Origin of the sequence: Desulfosporosinus sp. FKA, from assembly GCF_002196785.1 — a bacterium.
Classification (GTDB): Bacteria; Bacillota; Desulfitobacteriia; order Desulfitobacteriales; family Desulfitobacteriaceae; genus Desulfosporosinus; species Desulfosporosinus acididurans.
The window spans coordinates 1-20,028 of sequence record NZ_NAHZ01000030.1; the positions used below are offsets into that span (position 1 = coordinate 1).

The following is a 20,028-nucleotide window of genomic DNA, read 5'->3' on the forward strand; positions in this document are numbered from 1 at the left end:
ACAGGCACGGGTATGATGTGGCATCATCCTCGGGTCTTGTTGGCATGGAGTTACAGGGGGCGATGGCCATATTCAGCGTAAATCTAAAAAGGATATTAAAACTAATGGAATAAAAAAAGACTACACACAGTTCAAAGGGTTAGGTAGAGACGGTCTTCATTCGTATATAGAATGAAGACCGTCTCTATTATTTGATCGACTTAACTACCAGGAAGAAAAAACATAAGTTTTTCAGTGGCCTCCTTGTAAGTGGGAGTTGTTCTCATACCTTGTTTTAATGTCAGACAAAAAGAATTTTTAAGAAGTATTATTTCGGCAATAGACATTAGACATCATGCAAGATATAATGATATTACACAACCTAAAAGAGAGAGGTGTTCAAAATGAATAGTGATGCAGTAACAAAGACTGTGCCTCATCGTGCCTTGTTTCATGCCCTAGGTTTAACCAATGAGGAAATGGAAAGGCCGTTAATTGGTATTGTCAGTTCGAAGAATGATATCGTTCCGGGGCATATGAATCTGGACAAGATTGTAGATGCGGTCAAGCTGGGTGTCGCTATGGCCGGAGGTACTCCTCTTGTTTTCCCGGCAATTGCTGTCTGCGACGGGCTCGCCATGGGACACCAAGGAATGAAGTATTCCCTCGTGACTCGAGAATTAATCGCTGATTCTACGGAAGCGATGACCCTGGCTCATGCTTTTGATGCCTTGGTTATGGTTCCAAACTGTGATAAGAATGTTCCCGGATTGTTAATGGCTGCAGCGCGGCTGAATATACCAACCATCTTTGTCAGCGGCGGGCCAATGCTGGCAGGAATTGTTGATGGGCAGAAAACAAGTTTTTCCAGTGTTTCGGAAGCCGTCAGTGAATTTCAAGCTGGGAAAATTTCCAAGGAAAAATTACTGGAATATGAAAATAAAGCTTGTCCGACTTGTGGTTCCTGTTCTGGCATGTATACCGCTAACAGCATGAACTGTTTAACAGAAGTATTAGGGATGGGACTTCGAGGCAATGGGACGATCCCGGCGGTTTATTCTGAGAGGATTCAGCTTGCTAAATATGCCGGGATGCAGATTATGGAGCTCCTAAAAAAGAATATTCGGCCGAGAGACATTATGACCGAAGATGCTTTTAGAAACGCCTTGACTCTTGATATGGCTCTGGGCTGCAGTACGAATAGTATGCTGCATCTTCCGGCCATTGCTCATGAATGTGACATTAAATTAAACGTAGATATCGCTAATGAAATTAGTGATCGAACTCCGAATCTCTGCCATCTTGCACCTGCCGGTCATACCTACATTGAAGAACTTCATGAGGCAGGCGGTATTTATGCGGTAATGAATGAAGTTAACAAACTCGGTTTGCTCAAAACAGATTTGATCACCTGTACTGGCAAGACTGTTGGCGAGAATATTGATGGCTGCATTAACAAGAATACAGAGGTCATTAGGCCTGCTGAAAATCCCTATAGCAAAACGGGAGGGATTGCTGTCTTAAAAGGTAATCTGGCTCCGGATTCTTGTGTTGTCAAACGTTCCGCAGTGGCTCCTGATATGTTGAAACATGAAGGGCCGGCTAAAGTCTTTGATTGCGAAGAGGACGCAATGCTCGCCATTACAACGGGTAAGATTGTTGCCGGTGATGTGGTTGTCATTCGTTACGAAGGACCGAAGGGCGGTCCGGGAATGCGGGAAATGTTAAATCCCACCTCTGCTATTATGGGAAGCGGACTCGGCGAAAGTGTTGCTCTGATTACTGATGGACGTTTCAGTGGTGCAACGCGAGGGGCAGCCATCGGTCACGTTTCTCCTGAAGCAGCAGTTGGAGGGAATATCGCTTTAATCGAGGACGGAGACATTATCCAAATTGACATTATGGCCAATAAAATCAACGTTAACCTCAGCGAGGATGAACTGGCAAAGCGCAGAGCTAAATGGGTGCCGAGACAGCCAAAAATTACGACTGGATTCCTGGCCCGCTATGCCGGAATGGTTACGTCCGGCAACAGAGGTGCAGTTTTAGAACTTCCTAAGCAATAAGCACAAGTGAACTCGTTCAGCAAAAGCTGAAGATCGGATTGGCGGTGAAGGAGGACTATTCCTCACCTGAAGTTAACGAAGAACCCCCCTCCCTAAGAAGTGGAGGTCTTAAAAACTAGATAAAAAGCAACCAACAAATCGCTTTAAGCGACTTGTTGGTTGCTTTTTAATATCCTTTTACCGAGTTGATCAGAAAACTTTTTTGTTAATCAGTAAAATCAGCAAAAAACTGGGATAATACGCGTTCTTTTATGGCTCTGAGTTCCGGGTTTTCCAGAGAGCGGGGATATGGAAAAGGCAAAGAAATGACGTCTCCGATTCTGCCTGGATTTGAAGGCAGAATAATGATTTTCTGGCCGAGAGTTAACGCCTCATCGACATCATGGGTAACATGGATACAGGTCTTATGGGTCCTTTGCCACAAGTGAAGGAAGTCTGTCTGTAGTTTAGTACGGGTCAGGGCATCAAGGGCTGAGAAGGGTTCATCTAAGAGCAAGATGGCGGGATCTACAGCCAGGGCGCGGGCAATAGCGGCTCTTTGAGCCATGCCGCCTGATAATTGGCTGGGCCAAGCCCTGGCAAAACCTGTAAGACCAACCATTTCCATGAGGTCTGCAACGGTTTTATAGTTTAATTCTCTAGACATACGCCCTTTTATGCCGAAGGCAATATTCTCCTCTAAGGTCAGCCATGGAAATAGGCGGGGTTCTTGGAACACCATTCCTCGTTCTCTTCCTGTATCCTTAAGAGCCTGGCCATTAAGAATGATCTCTCCTGAAGTTTGTTTTTCCAGTCCGGCAATAATTCTGAGAAGGGTTGTTTTTCCACAGCCGCTTTTGCCAATAATGCAAATCAATTCACCGGAGGCTACTTCAAAGCTAAGGTCCCTTAAGGCCCAGATCTGCTTGGAACCTATTGTATAATTCTTGCTGATTTCTTTGAGTTCTAAAAAAGCTGCCATTTAGGTACCTCGAGTCTCTCTTGTGTATCCCGCCAGGGTAAGAGCGTTTTTTCCAGCCGTAGAAATAGAAAATCCAAAAATAAGCCGGTGAGTCCAATCATCAAGACTCCCGCAAGCATTAGATCGGGTTGAGCTAATTCTCGTCCTTCCTGAATGAGGTAACCAATTCCCTTGGAGGCTCCAAGAAGTTCAGCAGCAACGAGTGAACGCCAACAAAAGCTCAGCCCAAGTCTCATTCCTACAAAGACAGAAGGAGCTGCAGAGGGAAGATAGACTCTGACAATAATTTGCCAGGGTGAGAGACCGAAGGTTGAAGCTACTTCTTTCAGCTTCGAGTCTGTGTTGGATATACCGTGCATAGTGTTCAGAAATATGGGGAAAAAACCAGAATAGGTGATAATGGAGATTTTAGATGTTTCATCAATTCCCAGCCAAAGAATGAACATGGGTATCCAGGCGATAGCTGGAATCTGCTGCAAGAAGTTTAAGAAGGGAGATAAGTAATCTTGGGCTCTAGGTACCAGACCTAACAAGAAGCCTAAGGGAAGGGCAAGACAAAACGCCAGACCAAAACCGCAGCCAACGCGGTAGAGGCTAGCGCTTAAATGTTTTAACAAAGTCCCATGATGGGCAAGGGCAAAAAGCTGGTCTATAATTCCCGAAGGAGGGGGAAGAAGGTAATTATTGAGCCAGCCCATCTGACTGAATAATTGCCAAACAAGAACAAGGGCAAAGGGGAGCAGTAAAGCCATCATTGTTTTTTTTAAGACGTTAGTCATAGCAAATCGGTCTCCTCTGGATGAAGGAATGAAGATTCATTACTTGGCAGGCAGGAAGTTTGGATCTACTAAATCGTTGACAAGTTTATTGAGATCAACATTCGGCTGAAGCATACCCTGGCTTTGCAAAAACGTTGCGGATTTTAACAAGTCACCTTTTACCTGATCAAGACTCATAGAAAAGGAAAATTCGGGGTATAGAGCCTTAACAGCAGGAAGGGGCATTTTATTTTCGCTGGCGGTAAGAGTTAAGGCCTCGTTAAGATGGGATTGGGTCCAATTAAGCGAGGATTGATGGACGGCTAAATAGCGTTTAACGATGTCTGGATAGGCTGCTGCAAAATCACTGCGTACGGCAATAACGGATAAGCCGGGGATTAGTCCTTCAGCAGATATTAATTTCTTTGCCTTGCCGGCGGCAACAGCCTTGGAGAGCAGGGGTTCCGGAAGTATGGTGGCATCGACCTGTCCTGAGGCTAAGGCAGCGGCTCCCGCAGTGGAATCCATGTCGACGATTTCCAAATCTTGAGCTGTTAAATTTGCCTGTGCTAGGGCTCTAATTAACATCTCATGCAGCATGGTGCCTTTTTGCAGTGCAATTTTTTTCCCTTTGAGGTCTTGAATGGTTTTAATGTTTTCCTGAGGATTGACGACAAGACTAATTCCTTTGGGAAAGCGGGAATAGGCAGAAATTATTTTAAGGTCATTCCCGTGAGCTTTTGCTAAAATTACTGAGACATAGTTAAGGCTATTGGCAAAATCAAGAGACTTGGAGGCCAGGGCTTCGAGTTGATTGCTCGGGTCTGAAAGATCATGCCACTGAAACTTAATGCCGTCTTTAGAAAACTCTTGTTCAAAAAGCTGTTTATTTTTGGCGACAATAGATGGAACATTAATAGGCCGACTGACATAAGAGGCATTGATTACTTGGGGCTTTTTCGCGGGGGTATTGCTTGTCGTTTGTTTCACAGCAGAACAGCCGCTGAGAATTGTTGTGCTTACAAGAAAGAGAAAGCTTAAGAGAATTATAACTATAGATTTAGACCGAACCGTGGTAATCACCATCCTGACTTCGTTTGTTTTTGTGTCTTGTTCTTAAAGGCACTAATTCAATAATAGCATTTATTCGTCGATAATCCAGATAAAATTTGGATAAACATCTATATTTAGGGGTATTTTACTCTTACCGTCCATGGCTTCAGAGACACTTTGCCAAGGGTTATGTGTAATGACATGGCTAGCGGTTCGCATCGGGGATGTGGTTTGACTTTTGAAACTTTGAGATTGACAAAACCAAAACTTATGATATTATAAAAAATAAGTGAGTAATCACTCATTTGAATATACGAAACAATATATAAGAAACGAGTGTAACTTTTAAATTTAACTAACTTTTGATTTTAATAGAAGGAGTAAGCAGCGGATATGAGCAAAAATCAAAGAGTTCGAACTAAAAAAACTGTAGAAGAAAGGCGACAAGATATTTTAGAAGCGGCTCTTAAAGTGTTTTCGGAAAATGGTTATAAAGGGGCTACCACTGCCGAAATTGCCCGTCAAGCAGGGGTAGCTGAAGGAACTATCTTTCGGCATTTTGCCACGAAGAAGGAATTGCTGACGGCGGTTTTAGAACCAAAAATTGTTGAAGGTTTAATCGTTTTAGACCAAGAGAAACGGGAGAGCAGTCCGGAAGAATTTTTTCGCTGCTTTCTTAAGAATCGCTTGGAGCTGATGCAAGAAAATGCCGGGCTGTTTCGCTTGATGTTTGCCGAGGCCCAGTACCATTCTGAAGTTCGAGAAGCACTGTTTCATGGGATTTTGGGTCCGGGGATAGGTCGAATTAAGCCCTGGTTTGACAAAGGAATTGCTCAAGGGGTGTTTAAGCCCCTGCCCCTTATACCTACGATGCGAAGTTTTATGGGGATGGCTATGTTTTATGGGCTCTTTGGTTTTTTGTTTCCTAATCTATCTCCTGAAAAAACTATTGAGGAGGCAGCCGACAATATTGCAGAGCTTTTTCTGCATGGGTTAGTGCGATCAGACAGCTAATCGTTTATCCAAGCGTAAGACATCCACTTCTACAAGTGGCGAAGCCCCGATGTTCAGCTTTAGCTGAACGAGTTCACTAAACGTTTTAGGAAGAGAAGAGTTAACTAGAGTCAGGAGGAGAAGCTATGAAGAAAAAGTTGCTGGCTGTCATCGTTGGCTTAGGCGTAATAGCCGTTTCAATCTGGGGGAGTTCCTATTTTAATCATCCTCAGGAACAAAATACTTTTTCAGGAACGATTGAAGGGACGGAAATTCCGGTTCAGCCGGAGCTGGGAGGCAAGATTGTTGAGCTGAAGGTACAAGAAGGGCAAATGGTTAAAAAGGGAGATGTCATTGCCAAGCTTGATGACAGTCAGGCTAAGATTTCCTTGGAGACCGCTAAGAGTCAACAAACTCAGGCTCAGGCGAAACTCAATGACCTGCTGGGAGGGACCAGGGCAGAAGAACTGCGCCGATTGGAATCTGTACTGGCACAAGCCAAGGATAATGCTGCGGCTTTGGCTCCGAGTCTTCAATTGGAAGAAAATAACCTGGCGAATGATCAAAAACTTTATCAAAACGGGGCTATAAGCAAACAGGACCTGGATACTCAACAAAACAAACACGATACTATCAAGGCTCAGTATGAAGCTGCCCAAGCCAATGTAAATGCAGCTCAAGCAAGCCTGGATCAAGCTCAGGCTGGGTATACTCAGCCGACCATTCAGGCTCAAAAAGCGGCTGTAGATATGGCAGCCCAATCCGTTGCAGCGGCGGAATTGAATCTCAGCAAATTTATGATTACGAGCCCGATCGACGGGCAGGTGCTCTATAAACAGGTTGAGCTTGGGCAAGTGGTCAATGCAGGCTCGACGTTAATTACCATACTCGATCCAAATGACCTGTGGATTAAAATCTATGTTCCTGAAGCAAAACTTAACAAGGTAAAAGTAGGAAGCGCAGCTAGTATTTCAGTGGATTCCTACCCTAATAAAACCTTCAAAGGACAGATTCAATATATCAGTACCCAGGCTGAGTTTACGCCCAAAGATGTTCAGACTAAGGAAGAACGGACGACAACGGTCTATGCAGTCAAAATCAGCATCACCCAAGGTCAAGACCAGCTAAAAGCAGGTATGCCTGCTGATGTGACCCTGGATTAGAGGAGTGAGAGATAATGAGTCTGGCAATAGATTGCCAAGGTTTAATTAAACGATTTGGCACGTATACGGCTGTTCAGGATGTCACGTTTCAAATTCCTCAAGGAGCCATCATGGGTTTCGTGGGGCCTAATGGGGCGGGTAAGACGACCACGATCCGCATGTTGTGCGGAGTTCTGGTGCCTTCCGACGGGAAGGCTACGGTCTTGGGTTTTGATGTCAAGAGCCAGCCTGAGGATATTAAGCAGCGCATCGGCTATATGTCCCAGAAATTTAGTCTCTACGATGATTTAACCGTTGCTGAAAATCTTTCTTTTTATGCCGGAGTGTACAATTTGCGGGGAAAAGAGGCCGCTGCTCAGAAAGATCGGGTTATCGAACGAATTGGTCTGGGTGAACGAACTTCTCAGTTAGTTTCCTCTCTCTCCGGCGGCTGGAAGCAGCGGGTAGCTTTGGCCTGCGCGTTGCTGCATAGTCCCCAATTATTAGTTTTGGATGAGCCGACCGCCGGTGTAGATCCTGTTTCACGTCGAATTTTTTGGGATATTATCCATCAGCTGGCCAAAGAAGGCATGACAATTTTAGTCAGCACCCATTATATGGATGAAGCGGCTTCCTGTGATTATTTGGGCTTTGTATTTTATGGACGATTAATTGCCTTTGGCACACCTGAGGAGATGAAACAACGAGAAGGAAAAGAGACCTTGGATGACCTCTTTATCTATTATGTTGAACGTGAGGCTTCGGAGGATCCCCGTAATACAAAGGCTGGAAGTGGAGGGGCAGGCTGATGCTGCGATTTTCATGGACCCGCTTTTTAGCGGTTTTAAAAAAAGAATTTATTCATATCCGGCGTGATCGAGCCAGTTTAATTATGGCTGTTGCTATGCCCCTCGGAATGCTGCTTTTGTTTGGGTATGCTGTCAATACTGATGTCGAGCACCTTCCGACAGTGGTTTGGGACCAATCTCAAACTCAGGAAAGCAGGGATTTCGTGTCTTCTGTGCGCAATACTCAATATATGGATCCCGATTATTATGTTTCCGGATATAAGCAGATTGAAAGTTATTTAGACAGCGGTAAAGCACGGGCCGCCGTGATTATTCCTCCGGATTTTGGTAAACAGTTGCAAGAGCAGCAGGCATCGGTTCAGGTTTTGGTCGATGGTTCCGATCCTACGATCGCTCGGGCAGTTACCTCGGCAGTACAAATGTTAGGCTTCGATAAATCTCTGAAATTACAAAGTCAACGTTTGGCGTCCATGGGGATTTCCGGAGGAACGACGTTACCCCTTGATATTGAAACGAGAGTCTGGTATAACCCTGATATGAAGTCGAGGAATTTTAATATCCCAGCTTTGATTGGTTTGATCCTGCAAAATGTGATTGCAATGTTAACTTCCTTCTCTATTGTCCGTGAGAAAGAACGTGGTACTATGGAGCAATTAATTGTAACGCCGATACGTTCGCTGGAACTTCTTTTGGGCAAACTCTTGCCTTTCGTCTTGATCGGATTCGTTTCTCTTTCCTTAATTTTGGTAACCGGTATTTTTTGGTTCGGAGTTATGCCTATGGGAAGTATTCCTTTGTTGGTCCTATTGTCGACAATATTTTTATTCACCATTTTAGCGATTGGACTCCTTATCTCCAGTATTGCCAAGACACAGCTTCAGGCTATGCAAATGACCTTTATCTTAATCTTGCCGTCTATTCTTCTGTCAGGGTTCGTTTTTCCAAGGGAGACAATGCCTAAATTGCTGCAATTAATGGGCGGATTACTTCCTTTAACGTATTTTTTAGAGATTGTCAGAGGGATCTTTCTCAAAGGAGTGGGACTCCAGTTTCTTTGGCAAGATACTTTGGCCTTATGTTTATTCGCTGTGATTTTGCTGGCAGTGGCTTCGAAAAAGTTTAAAAAGAATTTAGACTAAGAAGCAATGGTTCCTTTTCTTGCTTATTATAAAGCAGTGCATTACTGCTGCTTTATGCAGACATTAGAAGCCTGATTTGGTATTTCAACCGAGGATATGCTAGGATTATGAGGGAGTTGCCTCATCGAGCTTGGGCAGCTTAAAAGGTGGGCAAAGATACCTAATAATTATTGGAGGACGATTTCGCATGAAAAAGGTTCAAAAACTAAGCATGTTGTTATGTTTACTCACAGTAATTTTTGTAATCCTTGGATGCGGGATACAGACAAACAACTCTGCATCACAAGGGTCGACAAAAAACAACCAAACTGCCCCTAATTCAACGTCTTCTACCGCACCTGCGCCAACAACAAATAATAAGAACAATCCTGTCGTGACCATAACAATGGCTGACGGAGGAGTGATTAAAGCTGAACTCTATCCGGACATTGCGCCCAACACGGTGAAAAACTTTATTTCTTTGGCCAAAAAAGGTTTTTATAATGGTCTGACTTTTCATAGGGTTATTCCAGGGTTTATGATTCAAGGCGGGGATCCGAGCGGTAATGGAAGCGGCGGTCCGGGGTATACTATTAAAGGGGAGTTTACCAATAATGGCTTCAAAAACGACTTGAAACATACGCGGGGAGTTCTGTCCATGGCCAGGACTGATGATCCTAATTCGGCCGGTTCACAATTCTTTATCATGGTCGCTGCGGCGCCGAGTTTAGACGGTGATTACGCTGCTTTTGGGAAGGTGACGAGCGGGATGGATGAAGTCGATAAAATCGTTAATACGCCGAGGGATCAAGCGGATAAACCGCTGCAAAAGCAAGTGATGAAAAGTGTAACAGTGGATACCTTCGGTGTGAACTACGGTGATCCTGAAGTTATTAAGAAGTAAAATTCCTGGCAACTATACTTTTAGCCCCCGCTGTCTGTCAGCAGGGGCTTTTTAGACAAATTAGTTACAAATTTGGTCAATTAATGACAAATAAACATGATACAATATTTAGAGGCCAAATCTATCTCCACTTAACGGTTTTGCAGCAGCCTTAGGGGGATTTATTAAAAAACAATGGTTTTATAAACGAGAATGGAGTGATAGTATGCCTGCAAAACGTTTGGCAGGGCTTAGTGCTTCAGTTTTTACGGAAATGGATAATTTAAAGAAGACATTAGAGCAAGAGGGCAAATCATTAATCAATTTGAGTATTGGAAGCCCGGATCGGGCTCCGGCGGCGGAACTACGCCAGATTCTCAGTCAGGCGGTTCTTGAGGAAACTCAATATGGTTATACTTTAACCCGCGGAACCGGAGAATTTCGCCAAGCTTGTGCCCGATGGTATCAAGAACGGTTTGAGGTTTCTTTAGACCCAGACTCTGAAGTATTGCCCTTAATGGGTTCTCAGGATGGTTTGGCTCATATTTTTTTAGCCTATATTAACCCCGGTGATTTAGCGTTCATACCAGATCCCGGTTATCCTATTTATTCAGCAGGTTTGTTGCTGGCGGGCGGAGAGAAGGTTCCTCTGCCGCTGGAAGAGAAGAATAACTACCTGCCGGATCTCCAAGCAATCAATCCCGAATTGGCGCGAAGAGCTAAACTTATGTTTTTAAATTACCCTAATAATCCCACGGCCGCGGTGGCTCCCCTTTCCTTCTTCGAAGATGTAGTAGAGTTCGCCAAAACCTATGATCTTCTTATTTGTCACGATGCCGCTTATTCTGAATTGGCCTTTGAAGGCTATCGACCGGTGAGCTTTTTACAAGCGCGCGGTGCTAAAGATGTAGGTATAGAATTTCATTCTGTTTCTAAAACTTATAATCTGGCGGGAGTTCGTTTGGGCTTTGCAGTGGGAAAGGCAGACGTTATTGGTACTCTTTCACAACTGAAATCCAATATTGATTACGGAGTATTTGGCCCAATCTTGAGAATGGGGGCGGCCGCACTCAGTTTGCCTCAAAGTTCTATAGACGAAAATCGACGGGCTTATCAGAGACGAAGAGATCTTTTGGTAGAGGGCTGCGCTCGCGCGGGTTGGAAGATGCCGCTGCCTCGGGGTTCCATGTTTATTTGGGCTCAGGTTCCGACGAAGCAGGATTCAAGATCCTTTGCCAGGGAGTTAGCCCGAGAAGCGGGGGTCATCGTGGTTCCGGGAGTGGCCTTCGGAGATTATGGCGAAGGGTATGTGCGTATAGCCATGGTTCAAGACGAAGGCGTTCTGAAAGAGGCAGTTCGGCGTATTCAAAACTATTTACAGGATAGGTTGATCCAATCGTAAGACTCTCTCTTCTTTCCATTATATGGATTATAATGATATAATAATATAATTAAAACCATTAACATCAATGATGATTAGCAGATTTAGGGAGGAAGTAGGATTTTGAATTTTAGTCAAGTTATTGCTAAAGAACTTGGATTAAAGCAGGCACAAGTGCAGGAAGCAGTCAACTTATTGGATAGCGGAAATACAATTCCCTTTATAGCCCGTTACCGTAAAGAGGTTACCGGGGAACTTGATGAAAATGTATTGCGCGATATTGTTGAACGATTAGATTATTTACGACGCTTGGAACAACGGAAAGCTGAGGTCCTGCGGCTTATTGATGAACAAGGGAAACTCAGCGATGAACTGTCGGCTCAAATTACAGCCGCGACAGTACTTCAGGACGTTGAAGATCTCTATCGGCCCTACAAGCAGAAACGTCGGACACGGGCTACTGTGGCCAAAGAGAAGGGTTTAGAACCTTTAGCTTCATGGCTGCTTCTTCAATATCCGGGAGTTCGCGTTGACCCTCAGGGAGAGGCTGCGAAGTATCTGAATGCTGAATTAGATGTCACGACGGCCGAAGATGCTTTGAATGGTGCCATGGATATTATCGCCGAGCTTATTGCCGATGATGCTGCTTTGCGTAAACAGATACGTGAAGAGACCTGGCGAATCGCTGACGTGGTTGCTGCAGCGTCGGCTAAAAAGGGTAAGGAACGCTCTGCCTACGAAATGTACTATGAATACCGTGAACCAGTTCGTAAGATTCCTCCCCATCGGATTTTAGCCCTCAATCGGGGCGAGATTGAAGAGTTTTTAACCGTCAAAATTGAAGCTCCCTTGGAAACGATCCAACGGCTTATTGATATGCGTTATGTAAAAACCGGGCCTTGCGCCGACTATGTTCGCAGGGCGGCCGCAGATTCTTATAAACGCTTAATAGAACCTTCTATTGAAAGGGAGATACGCGCGGAGCTCTCCTCCCAGGCGGAAGAGCAAGCGATAAAAGTGTTTGCCGCCAACCTGCGGCAGTTGCTGCTTCAGCCTCCCGTACGCAGCAGAATAGTTTTAGGTCTTGATCCGGGATTCCGGACCGGATGTAAGTGGGCTGTTGTTGATGAGACGGGAAAACTTATGAAGGTGGGAGTAATTTACCCCCATACCGGGAAAAAGCAGCGTGAAGAATCAAAAGTTGCTTTAAAAAAGGCAATCACAGAATTTGCAGTCGATATCATTGCTATAGGCAATGGCACAGCTTCGAGGGAAACTGAAGAAGTTGTAGCGGAAATGATTCAGGAAGAGGGAATAACCGCCGAATTTATTTTAGTCAGCGAGGCAGGGGCTTCTGTCTATTCAGCTTCGAAATTGGCCGGCGAGGAATTTCCGGATTTTGATCTTTCTCTGCGGAGTGCGGTCTCCATTGCCAGACGGCTTCAAGATCCTTTAGCTGAGCTGGTTAAGATTGAACCCAAAGCCGTTGGTGTGGGTCAGTATCAGCATGATGTTCAGCCCAAACGGTTGGAGGAATCCCTCCATGGAGTTGTGGAAACCTGTGTGAATGTCGTTGGTGTTGATCTCAATACTGCTTCGGCTTCCCTGCTTCAATACGTAGCCGGGCTGAAACCGGCAGTGGCGAAAAACATTGTTGCCTGGCGTGATGAGAACGGGAAATTTAAGTCACGAGCCCAATTGAAAAAAATACCTCGTCTTGGTGCCCAAACATTTATCCAATGTGCCGGGTTTATTCGTCTGCCCGATGGGGACAATCCTCTGGAAAATACGCCGGTTCACCCGGAATCGTACCAGCTGGCGGAAAATATTTTAAAAAAGGTTGGTCATACGCCGCAGGATTTAAAGGATCAGCTTAGAGAAGTTCGTCAGAAACTCGCCGAACTAACAGTTGAGGAATTGGCCGAAGAATTTGGCGCTGGGGTACCGACAGTTCGTGATATTTTAGACGCTCTGCAAAGGCCGGGACGAGATCCCCGCGAAGATTTGCCCCGGCCGCTGCTGCGGCGGGATGTCACTCACTTAGAGGACCTCAAGGAAGGCATGATCTTAGAAGGAACCGTTCGCAATGTGGTGGATTTTGGCGCTTTTGTGGATATAGGAGTTAAACACGATGGACTTGTTCATATTTCTCAGTTGAGTGATAACTATATTAAACATCCGATGGAGGTTGTAGCTGTAGGAGATATTGTCAAAGTTCGTGTCCTGGGGATTGATAAGGAGAGGGAACGGGTGAGCCTTTCCATGAAGGAACTTTTGCCTAATGCGTCCCTAGCCTAACATCTTGAGCTTTATCCCACCAAAGTATCTTATGCTAAGGTGGCAGCAGGTTAACTTTTGATAGAAATGAGGGCCGTTTTCAGTGCAAAAGGTTCAAATGCAGCGTTGGCAGGGAGTAGGTGCTGTCCTAACAGCGGGAACTGGATATGCCTGTATGTCTATTCTCTTGAAAGGGGCTTACAGCCTTGGACTTGGCCCAATCCAAGTTATTGCGTTACAGTCTTGGGTAGCATCTATTCTCCTCTTTAGTTATACAGTTATCTTTAAACGGGAGATTTTCAAAATTTCAGGACGGATGTTTGGCTGGCTGCTGCTCCAGGGTGTCGTGGGAACAATGGGAACAAGCTTGTTGTATGCTTACGCGCTTATATTCCTGCCCGTTTCCGTAGCTATACTTCTTCTTTATCTATATCCGGCCTTAGTTCTTGCGGCGAGAGTCTTTTTGTGGCACAAGCGAATCGGTCATAAGGAATTGGCAGCTCTCTTCTTGACCTTAGGCGGGACAACGTTGGCCAGCGGGATATTTTCAGGTGTCAGTGGAGTAGCTTGGGCCGGTATTCTCTTGGGTTTGGCGGCGGCAATAGGTTACGCGGTTTTCAATCTTGTGGGAGAAGTTGTGCTGGCTGAAGTGTCGCCCTTGGCGGCCATGTGTTTTAGCCAGTGGGTATGTGCTGTTTCTCTGCTCATTGTCTCAAAGGGAGAAATTATGAGCATCCCTTGGCAGAATGTACACATCTGGGAAACAGGACTTTTGCTGGCTACTATTGCCTCAATTATTCCTTTTTATATGACTTTGTTGGGCATTGAACGTCTTGGCTCTGATCAAGCGGCTATTTTGAGCACTTTTGAATTGCCTATGACGTTTGTCTTAGCTGCAATTTTTTTAAAAGAATTTCCCACCATGATCCAGTGGATTGGCGGGGGATTTGTTTTAGCAGGAATTTTATTATTAAATTGGAGGAGCAAAAAGAATGAGGAAACTTCTAATAAAGAACGGTCAAATTTATACGATGGCAGGGCGTGATTTCGTGGGAGATCTTTTAATCGAGGGATCGAAAATCGCGGCTCTTGGAGAAACATTGGAAGTTCCGGGGGATGCTGAGGTGATCGATGCTTCCGGATGTCTCGTTTTACCCGGTATGATTGATGCTCATTGTCATGTAGGTATTGGGGAGGAGATCTACCGTTGGGAGGGAGAAGACTTTAATGAAATGACTGATCCGGTGACACCGGATATGCGGGCCATTGATGGTATTAATCCTGAGGATGAAGGTTTTCGCGATGCCCGCTTAGGAGGGATAACGGCTGTCTTTACCGGCCCCGGCAGTGGTAATGTCATTGGCGGAACGGGAGTTGTCATGAAGACAGCGGGAAAAATTGTCGATAAAATGGTCGTACGAGATCCTGCCGGTTTAAAAATTGCTTTTGGTGAGAACCCCAAAATGGTTTATGGTGAACAAAAGAAAATGCCGATGACCCGAATGGGAACGGCAGCACTCCTGCGTCAAGCTTTAGTTGATGCTCAGGTTTATAAAGGTAAGCTTGAGGATGGAAAAAACGATCCGGATAAACTTCCTGAGAGAGATTTGGGCCTGGAAGTGCTTGTGAAGGTCATTCAGCGGGAAATTCCCTTGCGCGCTCATGCCCATCGCGCAGATGACATTATGACGGCAATTCGTATTGCCCGGGAATTTGACGTTGATTTAGTTATTGAACATTGTACGGAAGGTCACAAAATTGCTGAAGAACTGGCTGAGTTGGGATATCCCGCGGTGGTTGGCCCGCTTTTGACAAACCGCTCGAAAGTAGAATTAAAGGACAAATCTTTCCAAACCCCGAGTATCTTGGCTAAAGCAGGCGTTAAAGTAGCTATTATGACTGATCACTCGGTTACTCCCATAGAACAGCTTCCTTTGTGTGCTGCTCTGGCTTACAAAGCAGGAATGGATAAGGAAGATGCTCTCCGTTCCATCACCATCAATGCGGCGGAAATTCTCGGTGTTGCTGATCGTATCGGTTCTTTAGAGGCTGGTAAAGACGCTGATATTGTTGTTTGGCGTGAACATCCCTTTCAATTGGGTGCGCGTCCTCTTTATGTCATTATCGACGGGAAGATGGTTTGTCCGGAAGTGAGGAAAGCTGGTAATGGATTATAAAGTAACGAGTGTAACGGCTGAACAAACTCGCAACTGGGGAAAATATTTAGCGGCGTACTTGCAGCCCGGCGACGTCCTTGCTTTAATTGGGGATTTGGGCGCCGGAAAAACTGCCTTTGCTCAAGGTATCGGCGAAGGTTTAGGGGTTACGAGACCGATGGCCAGTCCGACCTTTACCTTGATTCATGAATACGAAGGGCAATGCCAAGGAACTGAGATTCACTTAGTTCATATGGATTTGTACCGGTTGCAGCATCCTCACGAGGTTGAAGTCATCGGTGTTGAGGAATCGTTTTCAGAGGATTCTATTTGTTTAATTGAATGGCCGGAAATTGCAGAGGATTATTTGCCGGAAAATCGTCTGGACGTTGAGATTCTTGGGAGCGGAGAACAGCCTAGGGAAATTGTCTTTCATGGCAATGAAGGGAATTGGGAACAACGGATTACAGCCATGATTCACTCTAAGGAAGAAAAGCTTGGGGGATCCTAATGAAATATTTAACCATAGATACAACAACAAAAGTGAGTGCTATTGCCTTAGCCGAAGATGGAAAGGTCGTTGCAGAAGGTTTCTTGCATACTTCAAAGACACATTCGGAACGAATTATGCCAATGCTGGACCAGCTTTTTGCTGCTGCTGCTTGGACATTGTCTGAACTGGAGTTAATAGGGGTTGTGAGAGGACCGGGTTCATTTACCGGGATAAGGATTGGCATCGCCACAGCTCAAGGGCTGGCACAGGTCTTGAATTTGCCGTTGACAGGGATACTCTCCCTTGATGCTCTCGCCTGGGCCGGTTGGGGGAGAAACGAAGATATAGTCCCTATATTGGATGCGCGCAAGAATGAATGGTATACAGCCCGCTATCGTTGGACAGCGGAAAGTACTTTTGCAGAGTGCCTAATGACTCCACAAGCCCTTTCAATCAGCGAATGTTTAGAGCAGCTAAAGGAACTTGAGCAGCGGATTTGTTTTGTTGGAGATGCTGCCGGAAAAGCTAAACAAGAAATTGAAGCTGCTCTTGGAGACAGAGCTATTGTTTTGCCGGATTATTTAAGCTTACCAAGGGGGGCTTATGCGGCCCAAGAGGTATGGAGACGCTGGCAAGAGATTGGTGCAGCTGAAAAGGTTGAGCCCTATTATATACGTTTTTCGGAGGCCGAGGTCAATTGGGCCAAAAAAGAGCGGGCACGCAAAGGAGAGAACCATGAATAAAGGATTGGTGCGTCCTATGCGTACGGAAGATCTTGAGGCCATTATGGAAATCGAGCATACTTCCTTTTCAACTCCCTGGTCGTTACAAGCCTTTGTGGCAGAACTTAAAGACAACGAATATGCTCAATATCGTTGTCTGGAGCTGGATGGCCGAGTGATCGGGTATATGGGGCTGTGGTTTATTCTTGACGAAGGACATATCACGAATATTGCTATTTCTCCTGACTATCGGGGGCAGCGCTGGGGAGAATTTTTGATGCGTTCTGTGATGAACGAGATGGTTAATTTAGGCATGGATCGAATGACCCTTGAAGTACGTGTCTCTAATTATCCAGCCCAAGATTTGTACAGGCGCATGGGTTTCAGTACAGCCGGGGTCCGCAAAGGCTATTACGCAGATACGGGGGAGGATGCTTTGATTATGTGGGCGGAATTGGGGAGGGGTGATGACAGATGACGGGGAGTCAGGAGAAGCAGATTACTATTTTAGGCATTGAAACGAGCTGTGATGAAACCTCTGCCGCTGTTTTAGTTAATGGAGTTAACCTGCGCAGCCATATTATTTCTTCCCAAATTATGACTCATCAGAAATATGGAGGTGTGGTACCGGAAATAGCTTCTCGCGAGCATAGTCTTCATATTCGTCCGGTGGTGGAACAATCATTAGCCGAGGCCAACGTTGGGTTTAAAGACCTTTCAGCAATTGCGGTAACTTATGGACCGGGACTCGTGGGGTCACTGCTGGTGGGCGTTTCCGGTGCCAAAGCTATGGCTTATGCTGCCGGAATTCCGCTGTTGGGGATAAATCACTTGGAAGGGCATATTTATGCCAATTTTCTGGAACATCAAGATCTGGAATTTCCTCTTTTGGCCCTTTTAGTTTCTGGAGGACATACGCATCTTATCGTCTTTAAAGATCATGGAAGATACGAAGTTTTGGGATATACTCGGGATGATGCGGCTGGGGAGGCTCTGGACAAAGTGGCCAGAGCTTTGGGCTTGGGTTATCCGGGAGGACCCCAGATTCAAAAAGCTGCTCAAGAAGGTAATGAGCAGGCTTTTAAATTTCCGCGCGCCATGTTAGAGCCTGGAAGTTTGGATTTTAGTTTCAGCGGAATGAAGTCAGCTGTTTTGAATGCCTTGAATTCTGCCCGCATGCGGGGTGAAACCTTAAATGTCCCTGATTTAGCTGCTTCTTTTCAGCAAGCAGTTGTTGACGTTCTAGTTCACAAAGCACTTCTTGCTCTTCAACAGACTGGGGTTAAAACGCTTCTCTTAGCGGGTGGAGTTGCAGCAAATCGTTTATTAAGGGAAACTCTTGAGTATGAGTTAGCTCGTCAAAACGTGCGTTTAGTTTATCCCTCACCGGTGTTTTGCACGGACAATGGGGCAATGATTGCTGCGGCAGGATACTATCATTTTCTCGCCGGAGACTCGGCACCTTGGACATTGAATGCTGTTCCAGGGTTAAATTTAAAGTCGCAATAGTTATTATTGTGGTTTAAATGAAAATGAATTCGACGAAACAAAGCGAGGACGTTAGATTTCCTCGCTTTGTTTCGTATTCTCTTGAAAGAAAAATCTCTTTGACATTAAGGCACTGTGGATAAGGTAAAACTGTGGATAATGTGGATAAGTCTGTAGATAAGTATAGACAGCGGGTTGAGGGTTTTAAGATAAGAGTGGATAGTTGGGATAAAGTTACCCACAGGACCTGTGGATAATGTTGATAACTTTCCAGGAAGGCAGTTAAATCGGGTATTAGGCTGTGGATAAAAATGTGTGTTAAAAAACGTTAAGACTTTTCCTAAACATGTCCGTATAGATTGAAAAAATGTGAACAACTTCGAAATAATGCAAACTCAATAATACATTTATAGTAAAACTTTAATTCTAGAATTAATTAGCGCAATTGTCTAATTAATGTAGAAAATTATCGCATTATGCTATATATCACCAAACGTCCCCTGAATTCAAGAGCTCAATTTTTTGGCACAAGAGGTGTTCGAAAATTCTAACTATACACAATAAAAATTAAAATTTGGAAGAAGGAGTTTGCCGCTATTGATCGAATATTTCTAATAAACATGTGATTTCACCGAAAGGCAGTGCAAGAGATGAGTAAGGAGATATCGTTGCAAAAGGGTATAACACGTAAATCCTGTTTAGCTCAGCGCGCAAGTTTGGGGGAGAAAGAAAGAGATAACAAGAGTTATTTGATTCAGGAGAAGGTTATGGCCTTACCAGAATATAAACAAGCTCAGACTGTTATGCTGTTTCTTAACTTTCGCGATGAGGTAGAGACGACAGGTTTAGCCGAGGCTGCCCTGGCCATGAAAAAGCGACTTATCTTGCCTCGCTGTGCGCCTCAAGGGATACTTCTGCCAATTGAAGTACGCAATCTTAGAGAGGATGTTGAACCGGGACTTTGGGGAATTCGTGAACCTAAATTGAACCTTGGTGAAATAGAGCCTTCTGAGATTGATTTGATCCTTGTGCCCGGTGCAGGTTTTGATCTGCAGGGGAAACGTCTGGGATACGGAGGGGGCTATTATGATCGGTTTTTTATGCGGATCAGGCCGGACGTACCTAGAATTGCCATAGGTTTTGAATGTCAAATCATTGATCAAATCCCTGTGGATGATCATGATGTTAAAATGACCATGTTGATAACTGAAAAGAATGTTTACCATTTTGAATCTAGGAAACAATAGGGGGTATTTATTTGTGCACTGCGTGTGAGGATCTCGTCGATCCTAAAGAGATCAAATTGGATGAAATCATTGCCAAGTATCAAAACGAAAAGGGGCCTTTGATTCCGATTTTACAAGAAGCCCAAGAGGTCTATGGATACTTGCCTGCTCACGTTCTTAAACACATTAGCAAAGCGACCCACATACCGTTATCCAGAATCTATGGTGTGGTAACATTTTATGCCCAGTTCCGCTTAACTCCCGTAGGACGCAACTTGATTAATGTTTGTATGGGAACGGCCTGTCATGTTCGCGGGGGAGCCAAAGTATTAGAAACTTTGGAAAAGGAATTAAAAATTAAAGATGGCGCTACAACGGAAGACGGACGTTTTACGTTGGAAATTGTAGCCTGTATTGGAGCCTGTGGACTTGCCCCGGTAATATCCATCAATAATGAGGTTCATGGACGATTGCTGCCGGAGAAGATAGCCGGGATATTGGCCAAATACGAGTAGGGGGTTAA

General features: G+C 44.9%; 19 protein-coding genes. 16 read left to right on the forward strand and 3 right to left on the reverse strand.

Annotation, left to right across the window (positions count from 1 at the left end):
- Positions 1-383 precede the first annotated feature (383 nt).
- Positions 384-2,045, forward strand: a complete 1,662-nt coding sequence (gene ilvD / locus B5771_RS13890) for a dihydroxy-acid dehydratase (RefSeq protein WP_088188069.1) — start codon at positions 384-386, stop codon at positions 2,043-2,045.
- A 205-nt stretch (positions 2,046-2,250) separates the two neighbouring features.
- Here the strand turns inward: ilvD and B5771_RS13895 are convergent, their stop codons facing one another.
- Genes B5771_RS13895 through B5771_RS13905 form a run of 3 tightly spaced genes read right to left on the reverse strand, consistent with a single transcriptional unit; the run spans position 2,251 to position 4,754 of the window.
- A complete protein-coding gene (locus tag B5771_RS13895; protein ID WP_088188070.1) occupies positions 2,251-3,006 on the reverse strand; it encodes an ABC transporter ATP-binding protein in 756 nt (251 codons plus the stop codon).
- Positions 2,991-3,785, reverse strand: a complete 795-nt coding sequence (locus tag B5771_RS13900; RefSeq protein WP_088188071.1) for an ABC transporter permease — start codon at positions 3,783-3,785, stop codon at positions 2,991-2,993. Before B5771_RS13900 ends, B5771_RS13895 begins: the two co-directional genes overlap by 16 nt.
- 39 nt (positions 3,786-3,824) lie before the next feature.
- The gene (locus tag B5771_RS13905) at positions 3,825-4,754 is read right to left on the reverse strand and encodes an aliphatic sulfonate ABC transporter substrate-binding protein (RefSeq protein WP_242966844.1); all 930 of its coding nucleotides are present in this window, start codon (positions 4,752-4,754) and stop codon (positions 3,825-3,827) included.
- 456 nt (positions 4,755-5,210) lie between these two features.
- On the opposite strand from B5771_RS13905, the gene B5771_RS13910 reads away from it, so the two are divergent.
- The 15 genes from B5771_RS13910 to nuoE all read left to right on the forward strand — a co-directional run bounded on the left by B5771_RS13910 (position 5,211) and on the right by nuoE (position 20,020).
- Positions 5,211-5,831 (forward strand): TetR/AcrR family transcriptional regulator, encoded by a 621-nt coding sequence (locus tag B5771_RS13910; RefSeq protein ID WP_088188073.1) that lies wholly within the window; start codon positions 5,211-5,213, stop codon positions 5,829-5,831.
- Positions 5,832-5,956: 125 nt separating this feature from the next.
- Positions 5,957-6,973 carry an HlyD family efflux transporter periplasmic adaptor subunit gene (locus tag B5771_RS13915; RefSeq protein ID WP_088188074.1) on the forward strand — a complete coding sequence of 339 codons (1,017 nt, stop codon included), beginning with the start codon at positions 5,957-5,959 and terminating at the stop codon, positions 6,971-6,973.
- Between the two features lie 14 nt (positions 6,974-6,987).
- On the forward strand, positions 6,988-7,761 hold the full coding sequence (locus B5771_RS13920; protein WP_088188075.1) for an ABC transporter ATP-binding protein: 774 nt from the start codon (positions 6,988-6,990) through the stop codon (positions 7,759-7,761).
- On the forward strand, positions 7,761-8,900 hold the full coding sequence (locus tag B5771_RS13925) for an ABC transporter permease (RefSeq protein ID WP_088188076.1): 1,140 nt from the start codon (positions 7,761-7,763) through the stop codon (positions 8,898-8,900). The genes B5771_RS13920 and B5771_RS13925 overlap by 1 nt, the downstream gene beginning before the upstream one ends.
- A 187-nt stretch (positions 8,901-9,087) precedes the next feature.
- Positions 9,088-9,783: a peptidylprolyl isomerase gene (locus tag B5771_RS13930; RefSeq protein ID WP_088188077.1), complete on the forward strand. Its 696-nt coding sequence runs from the start codon at positions 9,088-9,090 to the stop codon at positions 9,781-9,783.
- Positions 9,784-9,988: 205 nt separating this feature from the next.
- The gene (locus B5771_RS13935; RefSeq protein WP_088188078.1) at positions 9,989-11,164 is read left to right on the forward strand and encodes an aminotransferase class I/II-fold pyridoxal phosphate-dependent enzyme; all 1,176 of its coding nucleotides are present in this window, start codon (positions 9,989-9,991) and stop codon (positions 11,162-11,164) included.
- A 102-nt stretch (positions 11,165-11,266) separates the two neighbouring features.
- Entirely contained in the window at positions 11,267-13,441 is a 2,175-nt protein-coding gene (locus B5771_RS13940; RefSeq protein WP_088188079.1) for a Tex family protein, read from the forward strand.
- A gap of 82 nt (positions 13,442-13,523) precedes the next feature.
- A complete protein-coding gene (locus B5771_RS13945; protein ID WP_088188080.1) occupies positions 13,524-14,465 on the forward strand; it encodes a DMT family transporter in 942 nt (313 codons plus the stop codon).
- Positions 14,413-15,597, forward strand: coding sequence for an amidohydrolase (locus B5771_RS13950; RefSeq protein ID WP_088188081.1), 1,185 nt, complete (start codon positions 14,413-14,415; stop codon positions 15,595-15,597). The genes B5771_RS13945 and B5771_RS13950 overlap by 53 nt, the downstream gene beginning before the upstream one ends.
- Complete coding sequence (gene tsaE, locus B5771_RS13955) at positions 15,587-16,087, forward strand: tRNA (adenosine(37)-N6)-threonylcarbamoyltransferase complex ATPase subunit type 1 TsaE (RefSeq protein WP_088188082.1); 501 nt, start codon at positions 15,587-15,589, stop codon at positions 16,085-16,087. The genes B5771_RS13950 and tsaE overlap by 11 nt, the downstream gene beginning before the upstream one ends.
- Positions 16,087-16,812 (forward strand): tRNA (adenosine(37)-N6)-threonylcarbamoyltransferase complex dimerization subunit type 1 TsaB, encoded by a 726-nt coding sequence (gene tsaB / locus B5771_RS13960; RefSeq protein ID WP_088188083.1) that lies wholly within the window; start codon positions 16,087-16,089, stop codon positions 16,810-16,812. The genes tsaE and tsaB overlap by 1 nt, the downstream gene beginning before the upstream one ends.
- Positions 16,805-17,269 carry a ribosomal protein S18-alanine N-acetyltransferase gene (rimI, locus tag B5771_RS13965; RefSeq protein WP_088188084.1) on the forward strand — a complete coding sequence of 155 codons (465 nt, stop codon included), beginning with the start codon at positions 16,805-16,807 and terminating at the stop codon, positions 17,267-17,269. The genes tsaB and rimI overlap by 8 nt, the downstream gene beginning before the upstream one ends.
- Complete coding sequence (tsaD, locus tag B5771_RS13970; protein WP_088188085.1) at positions 17,266-18,300, forward strand: tRNA (adenosine(37)-N6)-threonylcarbamoyltransferase complex transferase subunit TsaD; 1,035 nt, start codon at positions 17,266-17,268, stop codon at positions 18,298-18,300. The genes rimI and tsaD overlap by 4 nt, the downstream gene beginning before the upstream one ends.
- Positions 18,301-18,929: 629 nt before the next feature.
- A complete protein-coding gene (locus B5771_RS13975; protein WP_088188086.1) occupies positions 18,930-19,526 on the forward strand; it encodes a 5-formyltetrahydrofolate cyclo-ligase in 597 nt (198 codons plus the stop codon).
- Positions 19,527-19,537: 11 nt separating this feature from the next.
- Entirely contained in the window at positions 19,538-20,020 is a 483-nt protein-coding gene (gene nuoE / locus B5771_RS13980) for an NADH-quinone oxidoreductase subunit NuoE (RefSeq protein WP_088188087.1), read from the forward strand.
- Positions 20,021-20,028 lie beyond the last annotated feature (8 nt).